Genomic DNA, 16,790 nt, shown 5'->3' with positions numbered 1-16,790 from the left:
ACCGGCATGGAGCAGCGACGGCGGGTGAGACTGGCAGCATGTTGGGACTTCCGGACCGCATCAACGCTTTCCTGTTCGACCTCGACGGGGTGCTGACCCAGACCGCGAAGGTGCACGCGGCCGCGTGGAAGGACATGTTCGACGCGTTCCTGCGGTCGGAGGCGGAGCGCGGCGGCGCCCCGTTCGTCCCGTTCGATCCGGTCGGCGACTACGACCGGTACGTGGACGGCCGTCCCCGGTTGGACGGCACCCGGCAGTTCCTGGCCTCGCGCGGGATCGAGCTGCCGGAGGGCACCTCGCAGGATCCGCCGGGGGCGCGGACGGTCAACGGGCTGTCCGCGGCGAAGAACGACACCGTGCTGCGGCTGATCCGCGAGCAGGGTGTGCAGCCGTACCAGGGGTCGGTGGCGTACCTGCACCGGCTGCGGGAGCTCGGGCTGCCGCGCGCGGTGGTCTCGTCCAGCGCGAACTGCCGGGATGTACTGAAGGCCGCCGGGATCGACGGCCTGTTCGATGTGGTGGTGGACGGGATCACCGCGGCCCGCGACCACCTGGCGGGCAAGCCCGCGCCGGACACCTTCCTGGCCGCCGCGAAGCGGTTGGGCACCGCCCCGGAGCACGCGGCGGTGTTCGAGGACGCGCTGGCGGGGGTCGCGGCGGGCCGGGCGGGCGGTTTCGGCACGGTGGTGGGGGTGAACCGCACCGGGCAGGCCGAGGCGCTGCGCGAGCACGGCGCGGACGTGGTGGTGGACGACCTGTCGGAGCTGCTCGGGGAGCGCGGATGAGCCCGTCCGAGGCGTTCACGGTCGATCCGTGGGGGATCAGCGAGCACGGTCTGGACCTGCCGGGGCAGGCCCGCGCGGAGTCGGTGTTCGCGCTGTCCAACGGCCACATCGGGCTGCGCGGCAACCTGGACGAGGGCGAGCCGCACGGCCTGCCCGGCACCTACCTGAACGGCGTGTTCGAGCTGCGTCCGCTGCCGTACGCGGAGAGCGGCTACGGCTTCCCGGAGTCCGGGCAGAGCGTCATCAACGTCACCAACGGCAAGCTGATCCGGCTGCTGGTCGACGACGAGCCGTTCGACCTGCGGTACGGCGAACTGCGCAGCCACCGGCGCAGCCTGGACTTCCGGGACGGCATCCTGCGCCGGGAGGCCGAGTGGACCTCGCCGGCCGGGCGGACGGTGCGGGTCAGCTCCCGCCGCCTGGTGTCGCTGACCCAGCGGGCGGTGTGCGCGATCGACTACGCGGTGGAGGCCGTGGACGGCCCGGTGCGGATCGTGCTGCAGTCCGAGCTGGTCGCCAACGAGCAGTTGCCGGGCGGCGGGGACGGCGACCCGCGGGCGTCGGCCGTGCTGGAGGCCCCGCTGGCGGCCGAACTGCGGCACGCCGACGGGACGAAGGGCGTGCTGGTGCACCGCACCCGGTTCTCCGGGCTGCGGGTCGCCGCCGGGATCGACCACGTGATCGACGGGCCGGAGCGGATCGACACCGCCGCCGAGTCCTCGGACGACCAGGCCCGGATCACCGTCACCACGGTGCTGAACGCCGGTCAGAAGCTGCGCCTGGTGAAGTTCGTGTCGTACGGCTGGTCGGCGACCCGTTCGCTGCCCGCCGTCCGCGACCAGGTGGAGGCCGCGCTGACCGCCGCCCGGTACACCGGCTGGGACGGTCTGGTGGCCGAACAGAAGGAGTTCCTGGGCAAGTTCTGGGGTGACAACGACGTCGAGATCGAGGGCGACGTGGAACTCCAGCAGGCCGTCCGGTTCGCGCTGTTCCACGTGTTGCAGGCGGGTGCCCGGAGCGAGGAACGGGCCATCCCCGCCAAGGGGTTGACCGGCCCGGGGTACGACGGGCATTCGTTCTGGGACACCGAGACCTTCGTACTGCCGGTGCTCACCTACTGCCTGCCGGAGGCCGTCAAGCAGGCGCTGCGCTGGCGGCACACCACGCTGCCGATGGCCCGCGAGCGGGCGGCCCAACTCGGCCTGGCGGGCGGGGTGTTCCCGTGGCGGACGATCCGCGGCGAGGAGTGCTCGGGGTACTGGCCGGCCGGCACCGCCGCGTTCCACATCGGCGCGGACATCGCGGCCGCCGTGGTCCGCTACGTGCGGGCCACCGGCGACACCGAGTTCGAACGCACCCAGGGCCTGGAGCTGCTGGTGGAGACCGCCCGGATGTGGCGTTCGCTGGGCCACCACGACGCCAAGGGCAACTTCCGGATCGAGGGCGTCACCGGCCCCGACGAGTACAGCGCGGTCGCCGACAACAACGTCTTCACCAACGCGATGGCGCAGGCCAACCTGTGGAACGCCGCCGACACCGCGCTGAAGTACCTGCACGAGGCGTCGGCGTTCGGGGTGGACACCGAGGAGGCCGCCGCCTGGCGCGACGCGGCCGACAAGATGTTCATCCCGTACGACGAGCAGATCGGCGTCCACCCGCAGGCGGACGGCTTCACCGACCACCAGATGTGGGACTTCGAGGCCACCCCGCCCGAGAAGTACCCGCTGCTGCTGCACTACCCGTACTTCGACCTGTACCGGAAGCAGGTCGTCAAACAGGCCGACCTGGTGCTCGCCATGCAGACCCGCGGCGACCTCTTCACCCCCGCGCAGAAGGCCCGGAACTTCGCCTACTACGAACAACTGACCGTCCGCGACTCCTCGCTCTCCGCCTGCACCCAGGCCGTCATCGCCGCCGAGGTCGGCCAGCTCGACCTCGCCTACGACTACACCGCCGAAGCCGCCCTGATGGACCTGCACGACCTCGGCGGCAACACCCGCGACGGCCTGCACATGGCCTCGCTGGCCGGAGCCTGCATCGCCCTGGTGGCCGGCTTCGGCGGCCTGCGCGACCACAGCGAACACCTGTCGTTCCGCCCCCGGCTGCCCGCCGGACTGCAACGGCTGTGCTTCTCCATGAGCGTGCGCGAACACCTGCTGCGGATCGACATCACCCACGCCACCACCACCTACACGCTCCGCCGCGGCAGCGTGCTGCACGTCCTGCACGACGACGAAACGCTGCGCGTCGAAACCGGGAAGCCCGTCAGCCGCCCCACCAAGAAGATCGGCACCCCCGCCGAGCGCCCCACCCAGCCGCCCGGCCGCGAACCGGCCCGACGGCACAGCCAGGCCGGCATCCAGGTCGGCAGCGTCGACCATCTACCGGCAGAGTGACCGCGCGCATAAAAAGCTGACGCCGCGTCAACACTCCCTGTACGAACCGTGACCGGTCGTGCAGGGAACTTCACGCGCGCCACCGGTCCGCAGTACCGACCGGAGGCCCGTCCGTGCGCACCTTCGCCCTCACCGCCGCCGCCCTGCTCACCACCCTCACCGCCGCCACCCCCACGCATGCCGACACCATCCACCACGGCACCCACTGGGTGCACACCTGCGCCCGTCCCGCCCGCGCCGACATCGCCGCCTGCCACGCCCTGCGGGTCGTCAGCGCCGCCTCCGACAAGGAGGGTTACGGCCCCGCCGACCTGCTCTCCGCGTACGGGCTGCCCGCCGACGGCGGCGAAGGCACCACCGTCGCCATCGTCGACGCCTACGACAACCCGAACGCCGAGGCCGACCTCGGCGTCTACCGCGACCACTACGGGCTGCCCGCCTGCACCAGCGACAGCGGCTGCTTCCACAAGACCGACCAGCGCGGCGGCACCCGGATCCCGCGCGCGGACAGCGCGTGGGCCGGCGAGACGGCGCTCGACCTCGCCATGGTCTCCGCGATCGCACCCCGCGCCCACCTGCTCCTCGTCGAGGCCGACAGCGCCGGCGTCGCCGACCTCGGAGCCGCCGTCAACACCGCCGTCGCGATGGGCGCCAAGTACGTCTCGATCAGCTGGGGCGCGCAGGAGAACTCCAACGCCGCCGGCTACGACAGCCGGTACTTCGACCACCCCGGCGTGGCCATCGCCGTCGCCTCCGGTGACGGCGGCTACGGCGTGATCTTCCCGGCGTCCTCGCCGCACGTCACGGCGGTCGGGGGGACCTCGCTCCGCACCGACAGTTCGCCGCGCGGCTGGGCGGAGGAAGTCTGGTCCACGACTTCCTCCGAAGGGACCGGCAGCGGGTGCTCCTCCCGGCTCTCCAAGCCCAGTTGGCAGAAGGACACCGGGTGCAGCCGCCGGACCGTCGCGGATGTGGCGGCCGTCGCCGACCCCGAGACCGGTGTGGCCGTCTACCAGACCTACGGCGGCAGCGGCTGGTACACCTACGGCGGGACCTCCGCGGCGGCGCCCATCATCGCCGCGACCTACGCCCTCGCGGGCGCGCCGGCGGCCGGGAGCCGGCCGGCGAGCTTCCCGTACGCGCAGCCCGGGGCGCTCAACGATGTGGTCACCGGAGCCACGGCGACGTGTCGGCCGGCCTACCTGTGCACGGCGGGGCCCGGGTATGACGGGCCTACGGGGCTGGGGACGCCGAACGGGGTCGGGGCGTTCAGGGGCTAGCCACCAAGGCGCCGGCGAGGCAGAGGGGGAGGTACGCACACCACGTCCGCGAGGTCGCGAGCACGTACAAGTCATTGTCGTGCGTCGCGATCTCGCGGTGGGGTGCGTTCCCCTTCGCGCAGTTCTCCCCCGGCCCTGGCGGGCCGTGCGGGACCTTTCTTGGCGACGGATGAAACATCCTGGTGCCGCCGGGTCGTCATAGGGCGGATTCGGCGGAGGGAGAGGAAACGTGGCCACAGCTCGACGGCGGGCGGCCCTGGAGGAGGAGTTCGTCGCGTTCGCGGCGGCCCGCTCCGGGCAGCTCTACCGCTCGGCGTACTTCCTCACCGGCGGGGACGCGCATCTGTCCGAGGATCTGGTGCAGGAGACGCTCGGGCAGATGTACACCCAGTGGCACCGTCTGCACCGGCCGAGCTGGGCGGGGCGGATCGACAATCCGGCCGGGTACGCGCAGACCGTGCTGGTGCGGGCGTACCTGACGCATCGGCGGCGGCGCAGCAGCAGTGAGCGGCCGAGCCAGGTGCTGCCGGAGGTGGTGGAGCAGGCGCCGGATTCGGCGTTGCGGCTGGCGCTGGTCGACGCGCTCGGTCAACTGCCGCCACGGGACCGGGCGGTGGTGGTGCTGCGGTACTGGGAGGACCGCAGTGTGGAGGAGACCGCCGCGATGGTGAAGGACAGTTCGGCCGCTGTGCGCACCCGGTGTTCGAGGGCGTTGGCGAAGCTGCGGACGCTGTTGGGTTCGGACTTGGCGGAGTTGGTGGCGCGGTGAGCGGGGATTTCGGTCGAGGGAGTGGTGAAGTGACGGGCGGGGACGGGGAGTTCGAGGTGCGTTTGGGGGAGGCGTTCGGTCAGGTGGGCAGTGGGCCTGGTCCGGAGGTGACGGCGAGACTGGTGGACGGTGGGCTGGCGGTGGGGCGGCGGCTCAAGCGGGCCCGGCGGCGGCGGGCGGTGCTGCTGGGGGGTGCGCTGGCCGCCGCCGTGGTGGTCGGGGCGGGGGCGCTGACGGTGCCGCACGGTGTGCCGGGGCAGCGCTCGGACGTCCTCAGCATCGCTCACTCGGTGTCGCCGCCCCCGCCGGCGCCGTTGGACGCGGGCGTGACGATCCTGCTGGTGGGCCTGGACAGCACCGCTGATGCGCAGGGCCGGCCGGCGCCCGCCGAGCTGGTGCACGGCGACCTGCACGCCGCGCTGCCCGACCGGGACACCGCCGACACCATCATGCTGGTGCACATCCCCAAGGGTGGCGGCGAGGTCCGGCAGCTGTCGGTGCCCCGGGACCTGCTGGTGTCGGACGGGCACGGCGGGCAGGCCCCCCTCAACTCGCTGTTTTCGAAGGCGGAGACCGCCGAGATGGACCGGCTGCGCGGGCAGGGCCTGTCCGAGGAGGAGCTGCGCCGGCGCGGCCGGGGGGCCGGGCGGGGCGCGCTGTTCAGGGCCATGGAGATGCTGGCGGGGATCCCGGTGGACCACTACGCCGAGATCTCGATGACGGGGTTCTACCGGATGGCGCAGGCCCTCGACGGGGTGCCGGTCTGTCTGAACCAGGCGGTGCGCGACGACTGGAGCGGGGTCCGGTTGCCCGCCGGGCGCCAGGAGTTGAACCCGGCGCAGGCTCTGGCGTTCGTCCGGCAGCGGCACGGAATCGGTGACGGCTCGGACGTGCAGCGCACCACCCGGGCCCAGGCGCTGCTGGCCGGGGTGCTGGCGAAGCTGCGCACGGACGGGGTGCTGACGGATCCGGCCCGGCTTTCCGCGCTGTACGACTCGCTCAAGGACCAGTTGGTGACCGATGAGGGCTGGAGCCCGGTGGACTTCGTCCGCCAGGTGCCGGCGCTGGCGGCCGGGCGGGGCACCGCGGCGACGCTGCCGGTCACCTTCGAGGGGAACCGTGTGCGGGAGGTGAAGGGGGCGGCCCGGCAGATCCTGCTCGGCGAGCGGTCGGTCGGCCCGGTCTCGCCGGACTCGCCCGCCGGGGAGGCGTTCGAGGACTCGCCGCAGCTGCCGGTCGGGCTGGACGGGGTGCCCTGCGTGTACTGACGCGACGTCAGTCGAGGGCCGTCCATCGCCAGGGGCGGGGCCCGTGTTCGCCACGCAGGCAGGCCAGCCGGTAGTGGGCCTGGGCGCGGTGGCGGTCGGGGGTGGTGGCGGCCTGCTGCAGGGCGTAGAGGGCGAGCCGCAGTTCGCGGATGGCGCGGAAGACCGGGTAGCCGGACCACTCGGTGACGTCCGCGCCGTACGCGGCGCAGAAGGCGGCGTAGCCGGGGGCGGTGAGGCTGCCGAAGGAGTCATGGGCGACGGCGGTGGAGGTGAGGTCCCAGGCGGGCGGGCCGAGGGCGGTGCGTTCGAAGTCCAGCAGGTAGGCGGCGGCGGCGGTGACCGCGAGGTTGCCGCCCCAGGCGTCGCCGTGGACGACCGTCAACGGCTGGGCGGAGTGGTCGAGTTCGGTCCAGGCGGTGCGCAGTTCGGCGAGTCGGCCGTGCAGCCAGGCGCGCTGCGGGGCGTCGAGGGTGGCGGCGCCGTCGATCCGGGCGGCGAGCCGGACGAACGGGTCGATGGTGCCCAACTCGGCTTCGGGCGGCGGAAGTTGGTGGAGTCGGCGGAGGGCGGCCGCGAGTTCGGGGGCGGTGGCGTGGCGGTGCGGGGGCAGTTCGTGCCAGAAGGTGACGGGGCGGCCGTGGACCACGATCGGTTCGGGCGGGTCGGCGAGCGGGCGGACGGCCGGGACGCGGTGCGCGCGCAGCCAGCGGGCGACTGTCAACTCGCGGACGGCTACGGCGGTTTGTCCGGGCCGGCCGATCCGGACCACGACCTGGCCGGGCAGCCGCCACAGGGTGTTCTCGCCGGCCCGGATGAGTTCGGCGCCGGTGCTCGGGCGGCCGGCGGCGGCGCAGGCCTCGGCCAGCAGGGCGGCGGGGCTTCGACAGTCCACGTCCAGGGCTCGTTCCACTCGACGTCCGGGGCCGCGACCGGCAGGACGCGGCGCTCCGGAGCACCGGAAGGGCGCACCGGGCCAGTGTTCACCCTGCTTATGCGGGAGGGGAATTCGGGGCCGCGGCGCTTCCGGGGACGGCCGCCCCTCGCCCGGTCCAGACCACCCTTGCCTTTGGTCCAGACCTATTGACGGGCTCGGCCGGCACTTCTACGATCCGGTCGGCACAGCCCCACATGTCCCCCACCTCACCCAGAGCCGGGCGTCACGCCGCCCCCACGCGCACGGCCTCGACCAGGGCGCTCGGCGGGAAGGGAGCACCACATGTTCCGTCGGAGCCCGCGCACGTCACGCCCGCAACGGGCGGGCGTGGAACGCGCAGTGCAGGTGACGCGGCCCGGAGCCGGACCGAGCGTGCTGAAGCGCTCGCTCGCCGGGGTCTGCGCGGCCGCCGCCGTCGGTACCGGCCTCGCCGTGGCCGGTACCGTCACGGCCGCCGCCGACACCACCAACCTGGTGGTCAACTCCGGCTTCGAGGACGGCCTTTCCGGCTGGACCTGCTCCGGCGCCGCGACCGTCGGCAGCCCCGTCCACTCCGGCAGCTCCGCGCTCCGGGCCACCCCCGGCGGCCAGGACACCGCGCAGTGCAGCCAGACCATCAGCGTGCAGCCCAACTCGCAGTACACGCTGAGCGCCTACGTCCAGGGCAGCTACGTCTACCTGGGCGCCACCGGCACCGGACTGACCGGCACCCCGTCCACCTGGACGGCCGGCAACGCCTCGTACGGGCAGCTCAGCGTCTCCTTCGGCACCGGCGCGAACACCACCTCGGTGACCGTCTACGTGCACGGCTGGTACGGCCAGCCCGCGTACTACGCGGACGACATCTCGCTGGCCGGCCCCGGCGGCAGCAGCCCCTCGCCGAGCGGCAGTCCGTCCGGGAGCGCCTCGTCGAGCCCGTCGTCCAGCCCGTCCGGCAGCGCGTCCGGCAGCCCCTCGGCGAGCAGCAGCGCGTCCGGCGGCCCCTCGTCCAGCCCGAGTTCGGGGGACGCGACCTGTCCGACCAAGCCCAGGCCGGCCGGCAAGGTGCTGCAGGGCTACTGGGAGAACTGGGACGGCGCGTCCAACGGCGTGCACCCCGGGATGGGGTGGACCCCGATCACCGACGGCCGGATGGCCGCGCACGGCTACAACGTCATCAACGCCGCGTTCCCGGTGATCCTCTCGGACGGCACCGTGCTGTGGCAGGACGGCATGGACACCGGCGTCAAGGTCTCCACGCCCGCGGAGATGTGCCAGGCCAAGGCCGCCGGCGCGACCGTCCTGCTGTCGATCGGCGGCGCCGCCGCGGGCATCGACCTGAGCTCCAGCGCCGTCGCGGACCGGTTCGTGGCGACCGTCGTCCCGATCCTGAAGAAGTACAACTTCGACGGCATCGACATCGACATCGAGACCGGCCTGTCCGGCAGCGGCAGCATCGGCACGCTGTCCGCCTCGCAGTCCAACCTGATCCGCATCATCGACGGTGTGCTGGCCCAGATGCCGGCCGGCTTCGGCCTGACCATGGCACCCGAGACCGCGTACGTCACCGGCGGCAGCGTCACCTACGGCTCGATCTGGGGCGCCTATCTGCCGGTCATCAAGAAGTACGTGGACAACGGCCGGCTGTGGTGGCTGAACATGCAGTACTACAACGGCTCGATGTACGGCTGCTCCGGCGACTCCTATTCGGCCGGAACCGTCCAGGGCTTCACCGCGCAAACCACCTGCCTGAACAACGGTCTGACCATCCAGGGCACCACCATCAAGGTCCCCTACGACAAGCAGGTCCCGGGCCTGCCGGCCCAGCCCGGCGCCGGCGGCGGGTACCTGGCGCCCAGCCTGGTCGGCCAGTCCTGGGGCGCCTTCAACGGCCAGCTGAAGGGCCTGATGGACTGGTCGATCAACTGGGACGGCTCGAAGGGCTGGAGCTTCGGCGACAACGTCAAGGCGCTCCAGGGCCGCTGACCTTCCACCCGCAGGGCTGTCCACAGGGCTGTGGACAGTGAACCGGGCAGGACCCCGGGGGTGCAGGCCGCTCCCGGGTCCCGCGTTCCTTCAGTCCCGGAGTCCCAGCATCATTCGACATCAAACGATCAAATGCCCGGCCTGGACGGTTCAGGCCACGGCATAAATCGACCAGCGCGAAATTGTTCGGGCACCTAGTGGACGGGCCGAAGATAGGAGTATGCATCTGGTTCACGCACGGCTCCGCACGCCGCTCGGCCGAAGCGCTCCTCCCGAGCTGGCGAATTTACTCCGCACCCATGCGGAGGACCTGGACGCACTGGAGCACGTGAGCGTCCATCCGAGCAGGTCGAACGAAGTCACGGTGGGGGTGTTCAGCCTGTCCCGCACCCTGCTGGAGGCGGAGGGCCGGGCGGCCGCGCTGCTGCGCCGGACGGTCCAGGCGGAGCCCGCGCTGGCCGGCTTCGCGGTCCTCTCGGTAGGCGCAGCACTGATTCCCGGGCCCTGGTGGGGACTCGACTAGCCGTGGCCGTGGACGGCTTAGGACAGTGCATGTTCCGTCCAGCCGCCCCCTGTTCCCACGGCGTCGCAGGTGCAGCACAGTGGTGGTGCCGGCCGGAGCGAGGGCGCCGGCAAGGAGCCCCGGGAACTGATCCCGGAGGAATCCCCACCATTTTCGAGGAGAATTCCGTGCTGGTCACCCGCGTCTCCAAGTTGGTCGCTTTCTCGGTCGCCGCTTTCGCCGCACTGGCCATTTCGGCGGCGTCGGTGGAATACGCCGGAAATGTCGCCGACGGTGCCGGTGCCGACCATGTCGTGCCGACCTCGACGGCCACCCCGGACATGGGTGTCACCGAGAGCGACGTCACCTGGGGCCGCTGAGCCCGCGCAGGACACCGATCACCACATCCGACCGATCGCATTCACGGGGGTGAAGACGATGGAATACCTGGTCCTGGGCGCGCTGGAGACGCGTCAGGGCGGCGTCCTGGTGGACGTCCGGGGCATGCGGCAGCAGAGACTCCTGGCGCTGTTGCTCCTGAACGCCGGCCGGGTGGTACCGATGGACTTCCTGGTGGACGAGCTGTGGGAGGACCCGCCGCCGTCGGCCAGACCGCAGGTGCACAACGCCATCCGCGACCTGAGACGGGTGCTGGCCGCCGGCGAGCACCGGTTGGTGACGGTGGACGTCGGGTACCGGCTGGCCGCACCCGAGGACGCGGTGGACGCGCACCGCTTCACCCGCAAGGTCCGCGAGGCCCGGGCCGCCGAACGGGACGGGCGGTTCCCGGAGGCGATCCGGCTGCTCCAGTCCGCGGTGGACCTGTGGCGCGGCGAGGCGTTCGCGGGCATCCACTGCCCGGCCGTGACCAGCGCGGCCGTGAAGCTGAACGAACAGCGGCTGACCGCGGTCGAGGACCTGATGGCGCTGCGCCTGAAGAGCGGTGAAACCTCCTCGCTGGTGGGCGAGTTGACGGCACTGCTGGCCGAGTACCCGCTGCGCGACTCGCTGCGCCGGAGCCTGATGACGGCGCTGTGCCGCAGCGGCCGGCAGGCGCACGCGCTCGCGGTCTACGACGAGGGCCGCCGCTTCCTGGCGGACGAACTCGGCCTGGAGCCGAGCCCCCAACTGCGGGCGCTGCAGGCGGAGATCCTCGCCGACGCGCCCGGCATGCACGACGCCCCCGGCCCGATCGCCGAACCGGTGACGGCGCGGCCCTCCGCCGGCAGCGAGCCCGCTCCCGGGCAGCGGCCGAACTGCCTGCCGCACGACCTGTCGGACTTCACCGGCCGGACCGGCGAGTTGGCACTGCTCCAGGAGGCGGTGGCCCGGCGGGCGGCCGGGGCTCCGCTGATGCTGTCGATCGACGGCATGGGCGGCGTCGGCAAGACCACCCTCGCGGTACGCCTGGCGCACCGGGTGACCGCCGACTTCCCCGACGGCCAGTTCTTCGCCGCGCTGGACGGCTTCGACGAGTCCAGGCCGCCGGTGCCGCCCGCCCAGGCGCTGGCCGCACTGCTGCGCGCGGACGGCGTGCCGCCGGAGCGGATCCCGGCCTCGCTGGAGGAACGCTCCGCGCTGTGGCGCTCCCGGCTGGCCGGCCGGCGCTGCCTGCTGGTGCTGGACGACGCCGCGGAGAGCGCGCAGGTGCGCCCGCTGCTGCCCGGCGCCGGGGAGACCCTGGTGCTGGTGACCAGCCGGCGCAAGCTGAGCGCCCTGGACGGCTCGGTGGCGCTGCCGCTGGACGTGCTGCCGCCGGGTGACGCGGTGGAGCTGTTCGCCCGGGTGGCCGGGGAGTGGCGGGTGGCGCGCGAGCCGGTCCGGGCGGCGGAGGCGGCGGCGCTGTGCGGCTACCTGCCGCTGGCGGTGCGGATCGCCGCGACCCGGCTGCGGGACCGTCCGGCGTGGTCGGTGGCCGACCTGGTGGAGCGGCTGGCCGACCCGGAGCGGCGGGCGCGCTGCCTGCGCACCGGGGACCGCGACCTGATGGCACTGCTGCGCGCGTCCTACCAGTACCTGGACCGGGCGCAGCAGCGGTTCAGCTGCTTGATGAGCCGTCAGCCCGCCGGGTCGTTCGACGTGGACCGGGCGGCGGCGGTGACCGGGCTGAGCGCGGACGAGGTGGAGTGCTGCCTGGACGCGCTGTACGAGAACAACCTGATCCGGCAGGAGGCGGCGGCGCTGTTCTCGTTCCACAGCCTGGTGCGGGACTGCTCGCGGCTGCTGCCCGAGCCGCCGGACGGGGTCGGCGCACCGGCGGCGCCGACGGACCGTCAACTGCTGGTGACAGCCTGAGACCAGGCGGGTTCCGAACACTCCGCGGGCCGTGTCCGGGACACCGTTGTCCGGTCATGTTTCCGGAATCTTGGCGTCAAGGTGTGGTTGCCCCGTGTCAGTAAGCTCAGGAAATGATGTAAACCTTACTGGCGCTGATCGAAACGGGGACGATCCATGCTGGACATATTGGGGCTCGATGCGGAGGCCGAGTCCATCTATCGACGAATGCTCGCCGACCCACAGGCCGGGGTCGCCGCGCTGGCCGCCGCCCTGTGCCTCACCGAGGGCAGGGTACGCACCGGACTCGACCGGCTCAGCGAACTGGCCCTGATCCAGCCGTCCGCACGGGAGGGCATCGGGTTCCGGGCGGTCGGCCCGGAGACCGCGATGGAGGTGCTGCTGGCCCGCCAGCAGGCCGAGTTGGCCGCCCAGCAGTTGCGGGTGGAGGCATCCCGGGCCGCGGCGGCCCAGCTGATCGCGGAGTGCTCGGCGTTCCGGCCGACCGCCACCGACGCCGCGTCCGAGCAGCTGGCCGGGCCGGAGATGATCCGCGAGCGGCTGGCCGAACTGGCCGGGTCGGTACGCCATGAGGTGGCGACCTTCGCCCCCGGCGGCGCCCACACCGAGGAGGACCTGCGGGCCAGCCGGCAGCCGAACGCGGCGCTGCTGGAGCGCGGGGTGCAGATGCGCACCGTCTACCTGGACAGCGTCCGCAACCACCGGCCCACCCTGGACCACGTCACCTGGCTGAACCTGCAGGGCGGCCAGGTGCGTACGGTGCCCGAACTCCCCATCCGCATGATCATCTTCGACCGGCAGCAGGCCGTCCTGCCGATCGACACCGAGGACGCCCGGGCCGGCGCCGTGGTGCTGCGCGGCGCGGGCACGGTGGCCGCGCTGTGCGCGCTGTTCGAGGGCGTGTGGGCGAGTGCGATCCCGGTCGGGGACGCGCCCAAGTGCGACGAGAACGAGATGCCGCCGCACGAGCTGGCGGTGCTGAAGATGCTCTCCCAGGGCCACACCGACGAGGCGATCGCCAAGCGGATGGGCGTCTCCCCCCGCACCGCCCGCCGGTTCGCCGCCAACCTGATGGAACGCCTGGACGCCCGCAGCCGGTTCGAGGCCGGGGTGCACGCCGTTCAGGACGGCTGGCTCCCCGCCACGCGCTGACCGCGGGCGTTCGTCGGCGTTCGGTCAGGCCGCCGGCTGGCGCTTCTTCTCCCAGCGGTCCGCGAGGAGGAGCGCCAGCGCGGGCAGCAGCGTCACGCCGTACACCCCGAGCAGCCAGCCGAAGGAGTGCGCGAACGCGGCGGGCACCATGCCGTGGTGGCTGCGGGCGGAGTCGGTGAGCACCACGGTGACCACCGCGATGGCCAGCGCGCCGCCGATCCGCTGGGTCAGGTTGAGCTGCGCGGAGGCATCCGGGATGGACTCCTGACGGATCGACTGGAACGCCCGGGTCATGGTCGGCACGATGGTCAGGCCGGTGCCCAGGCCGCGGATCACCAGGCTGCCGCAGATCAGCGGGTACGAGGTGGTGGCGGTCAGGCCGGTCATCGGGACGGTGGCGATCATCGTCAGGCAGATGCCGATCAGCACGGTCGCACCACCGCCGATCTTCCGCAGCAGCACCCGGGACAGCCAGGCGGCGGTCACCACGCCCAGACCGCCGACGGACATCAGCAGGCCGGTGGTCACCGCGGACTCGCCGCGGGCGTCCTCGAAGTACAGCGGGATCAGCATCATCGGCGAGTACAGGACGAAGCCCAGGCAGAAGATGTTCACCACCGCGGTCGCGTACACCGGGATGCGGAACAGCCGCAGGTCGAGCAGCGGGAACTTCGCCTTCAGCTCGCGCACCACGAACACCACCGCGCCGACCACCGCCAGGCCGAGCGGCACCAGCAGCGCGGCGCTCGCCTCGGCGCCGCGCTCGGCGTACGCGTGGATGGCCAGCACCAGGCAGACGGTGGCGGTCGCCGAGGAGACCAGGCCCACCAGGTCCAGCGGCTTGGCGCTGCCGGCCGGCGGGGCGTCCTTGCGGACCCAGCGCACCGTGACGGCCAGCAGGATCGCGCAGAACGGAATGTTCACCACGTACACCGCCGACCAGCCGCCCCAGGCGACCAGCAGACCGCCGATGGTCGGGCCGAGCAGCGGACTGATCAGCATCACCGAACCGTTCAGGCCCTGGACCTTGGCCAGGTGCTCGCGCGGCACGCCACGGGTCAGCAGGATCGTCGAGGCCGGCGTCAGGATGCCGGCCGCCGCGCCGGACAGGCCGCGGGCCGCGATCAGCTGGTCCAGCGACTGGGCGGCGGCGCAGCCCAGCGAACCCAGCGCGAACAGTGCCGTGGCCGCGGCGAACACCCGCTTGGTGCCGAACCGGGTGGCCAGCCAGCCGGTGGCGGGCATGGTCGCCGCCAGCGCCAGCAGGTAGGCCGTCACCACCCACTGCACCTGGTTGATGCCACCGAAGCGGGCGGTGGTCTCCTGCATGGAGACGTTGACGATGGTGGTGTCCAGCAGCGCGATGAACCCGCCGGCGATGGCGGCCGCCATGGTGATCAGCGCGGCCTTGGACGGGCCCTCCTGGGCCGGCGGGGCATCGGCCTTCTTGTCCTGCTCGGGGGTGGCCGGCGTCTCGGGCTCGGCCACGGCGACCGCGGCGGTCTCCTCGGCCGGCGGTGCGGTCTCGGTGGGCTGCGCGGGCTCTGTGGGCTGGGCGGTTGCGGTGGGCTTCTCGGAGGTGGCGGCGGGCTTGCGCTCCGGGCCCGGCTTGCGGCGGGCCTTGCCCTTGACCGCGTTCACCGTGGTGCGGGGGGGCTGCTTGGTGGGCATCTTCGCAGGTCCTTCATCGGCGGGGAGGAGGGGTGAACGGGTCAGTCGGCGGCGAGCAGGGCGCGTTCGACCTCGTCGAGGACGGCCTCGGCGGCCGGGCGGGCGTCGGGCCGGTTGCGGCAGGACAGCGTGAGTTCGGTACGGCCGTCGAGCTGGCAGGTGCTCAGGAACATCTCGGCGTACGGGACGAGCATCGGCAGCGTGAAGTACTCGGTGGGCCGGAACTGCGCGGTGCGGTACAGCTCGGTGTCGATCCGCCCGTGGTCGGTGAGGATCGCGGTGCACGGGAAGCGCGTACCGTCCAGCTCCTGGGCCTCCCGCAGCGAGTTCGCGAACGGGTTGTTGCGCAGGAAGTCCCGTTCCAGGGCGGCGACTTCGCGTTTGCGGAGCATGGCGGCGAGCAGCTGGCTGTGCAGCCGGTTCCAGCGGTCCTCGCGGTGCAGATCGAGCACCAGCTGGGAGGTCAGGTTGGCGGTGGAGCGCACCTCGCGGTCGTGCCGGCGAAGGTCCACCGGGATGATCAGGCGGCCGGAGCCGGCGGCCAGCAGGCGCGACACCGCGGCGCCAATCCGGGCAGTGGCGGCGGACGGCGTTGCCGCGACCGAGCGGCGCAGCCAGAGGGCTGTCCCGTCGGCGGGCCCCTGTCCGAGGATCGCGGGGCCTCCCTCCACCCGGGCCGGGACGGGGGCGGCCGGGACGGGGGCGGCGGCGGTGCGGAAGTGCGTGTCGTCGACGGTGGAGTCCGCGCCGACCAGGGGCTCGCCGCGCAGCGCGCGGAACAGGTCCTCGATCCAGTACCGCAGGCCGCGACCGTCGGTGACGATGTGGCTGGCGCGCACCACCAGCCGGGTGGTCACCGGCCCGTTGGCGAGGCCCAGTTCGCACACCGGCCCGGCCACCACGTCCAGGTCGCGATGGAAGAACGGGTGGTCGAACCCCGCATCGGCGGGCAACTCGGTGATCGGCGGGAGGGCGTCCGCGGCCCGCCAGTTCGGGCCCTTGCGGCGAACCGCGAGGCCGGGGTTGGCGGCGGTGGACTCCCGCACCGCGTCGGCGAGTTGCCCCGGGTCGATGCGGCCCTCGCCCTCGATCACCATCTGGATCAGCTGCGGGGTGCCGGTGGCGTTGGCGTTCAGATAGCCGCGCTCGATCTGCGAGATCCGCCGGGTGTAGGCCCGGGCCGGGGCAGCGATGGCGGTGTCGGGCGGGGTCATGCGGCGAGCTCCAAGGTCAGGGCGGCAGCGCCGAAGTCGCGCTGCGCGCAGCCGAGTTCCGCCGACGGGGCGTGCGGCGGGGTGGCGGCGACGGCGGTCACGGTCACGCGGCGGGCTCCGAGGGCGTCAGCGGGGTCGGCGGGGTCGGGTGCCGGGGTGCCGAAGTCGCGCTGCGCGCGGCCGCGTTTGAGCTGCCGGGCGTACGCCGCAGCGGCGGTGGCGGTCATCCGGCGGGCTCCGCAGCCGTTGGCGAAGTCCGGTGCCGGGGCGCCGAGTTCAAGCTGCGATGCCGGGGCGACGGGGCGGCGCTGCGGTTCGGCCGGGCCGCCCTGGCGAGAGCGACTGCAGGCCGTCGCGGCGGTTCCGAAGTCGCGCTGCGCACAGCGAAGTTCGGGCTGCCGGGCGTACGCCGCAGCGACGGTGGCGGTCATCCGGCGGGCTCCGCAGCCGTTGGCGACGTCCGATGCCGGGGCGCCGAGTTCAAGCTGCGATGCCGGGGCGACGGGGCGGCGCTGCGGTTCGGCCGGGCCGCCCTGGCGAGAGCGACTGCAGGCCGTCG

General features: G+C 72.8%; 14 protein-coding genes. 10 read left to right on the top strand and 4 right to left on the bottom strand.

Annotated features, from left to right (window positions below):
• Window positions 1–38: 38 nt before the first annotated feature.
• From ACFV18_RS28915 to ACFV18_RS28895, 5 genes are all read left to right on the top strand, one after another.
• Window positions 39–785 carry an HAD family hydrolase gene (locus ACFV18_RS28915; RefSeq protein WP_380488187.1) on the top strand — a complete coding sequence of 249 codons (747 nt, stop codon included), beginning with the start codon at window positions 39–41 and terminating at the stop codon, window positions 783–785.
• Window positions 782–3,181, top strand: a complete 2,400-nt coding sequence (locus ACFV18_RS28910; RefSeq protein WP_380488186.1) for a glycoside hydrolase family 65 protein — start codon at window positions 782–784, stop codon at window positions 3,179–3,181. Before ACFV18_RS28915 ends, ACFV18_RS28910 begins: the two co-directional genes overlap by 4 nt.
• Before the next feature lie 113 nt (window positions 3,182–3,294).
• Window positions 3,295–4,461 carry a S8 family serine peptidase gene (locus ACFV18_RS28905; protein WP_380488185.1) on the top strand — a complete coding sequence of 389 codons (1,167 nt, stop codon included), beginning with the start codon at window positions 3,295–3,297 and terminating at the stop codon, window positions 4,459–4,461.
• A 229-nt stretch (window positions 4,462–4,690) separates the two neighbouring features.
• Window positions 4,691–5,230 (top strand): SigE family RNA polymerase sigma factor, encoded by a 540-nt coding sequence (locus ACFV18_RS28900; protein WP_380488184.1) that lies wholly within the window; start codon window positions 4,691–4,693, stop codon window positions 5,228–5,230.
• Between the two features lie 29 nt (window positions 5,231–5,259).
• Window positions 5,260–6,498: an LCP family protein gene (locus tag ACFV18_RS28895; RefSeq protein ID WP_380488182.1), complete on the top strand. Its 1,239-nt coding sequence runs from the start codon at window positions 5,260–5,262 to the stop codon at window positions 6,496–6,498.
• A gap of 7 nt (window positions 6,499–6,505) precedes the next feature.
• Here ACFV18_RS28895 and ACFV18_RS28890 read toward each other — a convergent pair whose 3' ends face one another.
• Window positions 6,506–7,390, bottom strand: a complete 885-nt coding sequence (locus tag ACFV18_RS28890; RefSeq protein WP_380488181.1) for a phosphotransferase — start codon at window positions 7,388–7,390, stop codon at window positions 6,506–6,508.
• A 324-nt stretch (window positions 7,391–7,714) separates the two neighbouring features.
• On the opposite strand from ACFV18_RS28890, the gene ACFV18_RS28885 reads away from it, so the two are divergent.
• The 5 genes from ACFV18_RS28885 (at window position 7,715) to ACFV18_RS28865 (ending at window position 13,346) form a co-directional block, all read left to right on the top strand.
• Window positions 7,715–9,397, top strand: coding sequence for a carbohydrate binding domain-containing protein (locus ACFV18_RS28885; RefSeq protein WP_380488179.1), 1,683 nt, complete (start codon window positions 7,715–7,717; stop codon window positions 9,395–9,397).
• A gap of 220 nt (window positions 9,398–9,617) precedes the next feature.
• Complete coding sequence (locus ACFV18_RS28880; RefSeq protein ID WP_380488177.1) at window positions 9,618–9,920, top strand: hypothetical protein; 303 nt, start codon at window positions 9,618–9,620, stop codon at window positions 9,918–9,920.
• 167 nt (window positions 9,921–10,087) lie between these two features.
• Window positions 10,088–10,279 carry a hypothetical protein gene (locus ACFV18_RS28875; protein WP_380488176.1) on the top strand — a complete coding sequence of 64 codons (192 nt, stop codon included), beginning with the start codon at window positions 10,088–10,090 and terminating at the stop codon, window positions 10,277–10,279.
• A 58-nt stretch (window positions 10,280–10,337) separates the two neighbouring features.
• Window positions 10,338–12,194: a BTAD domain-containing putative transcriptional regulator gene (locus ACFV18_RS28870; RefSeq protein ID WP_380488220.1), complete on the top strand. Its 1,857-nt coding sequence runs from the start codon at window positions 10,338–10,340 to the stop codon at window positions 12,192–12,194.
• 156 nt (window positions 12,195–12,350) lie between these two features.
• Window positions 12,351–13,346 carry a LuxR C-terminal-related transcriptional regulator gene (locus tag ACFV18_RS28865; RefSeq protein ID WP_380488175.1) on the top strand — a complete coding sequence of 332 codons (996 nt, stop codon included), beginning with the start codon at window positions 12,351–12,353 and terminating at the stop codon, window positions 13,344–13,346.
• Window positions 13,347–13,370: 24 nt separating this feature from the next.
• Here ACFV18_RS28865 and ACFV18_RS28860 read toward each other — a convergent pair whose 3' ends face one another.
• From ACFV18_RS28860 to ACFV18_RS28850, 3 genes are read right to left on the bottom strand one after another with little or no spacing between them, the layout of a single operon-like run.
• On the bottom strand, window positions 13,371–15,017 hold the full coding sequence (locus ACFV18_RS28860; protein ID WP_380488174.1) for a DHA2 family efflux MFS transporter permease subunit: 1,647 nt from the start codon (window positions 15,015–15,017) through the stop codon (window positions 13,371–13,373).
• Window positions 15,018–15,058: 41 nt separating this feature from the next.
• On the bottom strand, window positions 15,059–16,231 hold the full coding sequence (locus tag ACFV18_RS28855) for a hypothetical protein (protein WP_380488173.1): 1,173 nt from the start codon (window positions 16,229–16,231) through the stop codon (window positions 15,059–15,061).
• Window positions 16,228–16,662 (bottom strand): hypothetical protein, encoded by a 435-nt coding sequence (locus ACFV18_RS28850; protein WP_380488172.1) that lies wholly within the window; start codon window positions 16,660–16,662, stop codon window positions 16,228–16,230. The genes ACFV18_RS28855 and ACFV18_RS28850 overlap by 4 nt, the downstream gene beginning before the upstream one ends.
• Between the last annotated feature and the right edge of the window lie 128 nt (window positions 16,663–16,790).

It is taken from the genome of Kitasatospora sp. NPDC059673, assembly GCF_042734215.1.
Taxonomy (GTDB): Bacteria; Actinomycetota; Actinomycetes; order Streptomycetales; family Streptomycetaceae; genus Kitasatospora.
This window is presented reverse-complemented; position numbering and strand designations above follow the sequence as displayed.

Bases quoted from the DNA above. Each gene is read 5' to 3' on its own strand.
- ACFV18_RS28915 (WP_380488187.1), top strand. From the start codon at position 39: ATGTTGGGACTTCCGGACCGCATCAACGCTTTCCTGTTCGACCTCGAC.
- ACFV18_RS28910 (WP_380488186.1), top strand. From the start codon at position 782: ATGAGCCCGTCCGAGGCGTTCACGGTCGATCCGTGGGGGATCAGCGAG.
- ACFV18_RS28885 (WP_380488179.1), top strand. From the start codon at position 7,715: ATGTTCCGTCGGAGCCCGCGCACGTCACGCCCGCAACGGGCGGGCGTG.
- ACFV18_RS28880 (WP_380488177.1), top strand. From the start codon at position 9,618: ATGCATCTGGTTCACGCACGGCTCCGCACGCCGCTCGGCCGAAGCGCT.
- ACFV18_RS28870 (WP_380488220.1), top strand. From the start codon at position 10,338: ATGGAATACCTGGTCCTGGGCGCGCTGGAGACGCGTCAGGGCGGCGTC.
- ACFV18_RS28865 (WP_380488175.1), top strand. From the start codon at position 12,351: ATGCTGGACATATTGGGGCTCGATGCGGAGGCCGAGTCCATCTATCGA.
- ACFV18_RS28860 (WP_380488174.1), bottom strand. From the start codon at position 15,017: ATGCCCACCAAGCAGCCCCCCCGCACCACGGTGAACGCGGTCAAGGGC.
- ACFV18_RS28855 (WP_380488173.1), bottom strand. From the start codon at position 16,231: ATGACCCCGCCCGACACCGCCATCGCTGCCCCGGCCCGGGCCTACACC.
- ACFV18_RS28850 (WP_380488172.1), bottom strand. From the start codon at position 16,662: ATGACCGCCACCGTCGCTGCGGCGTACGCCCGGCAGCCCGAACTTCGC.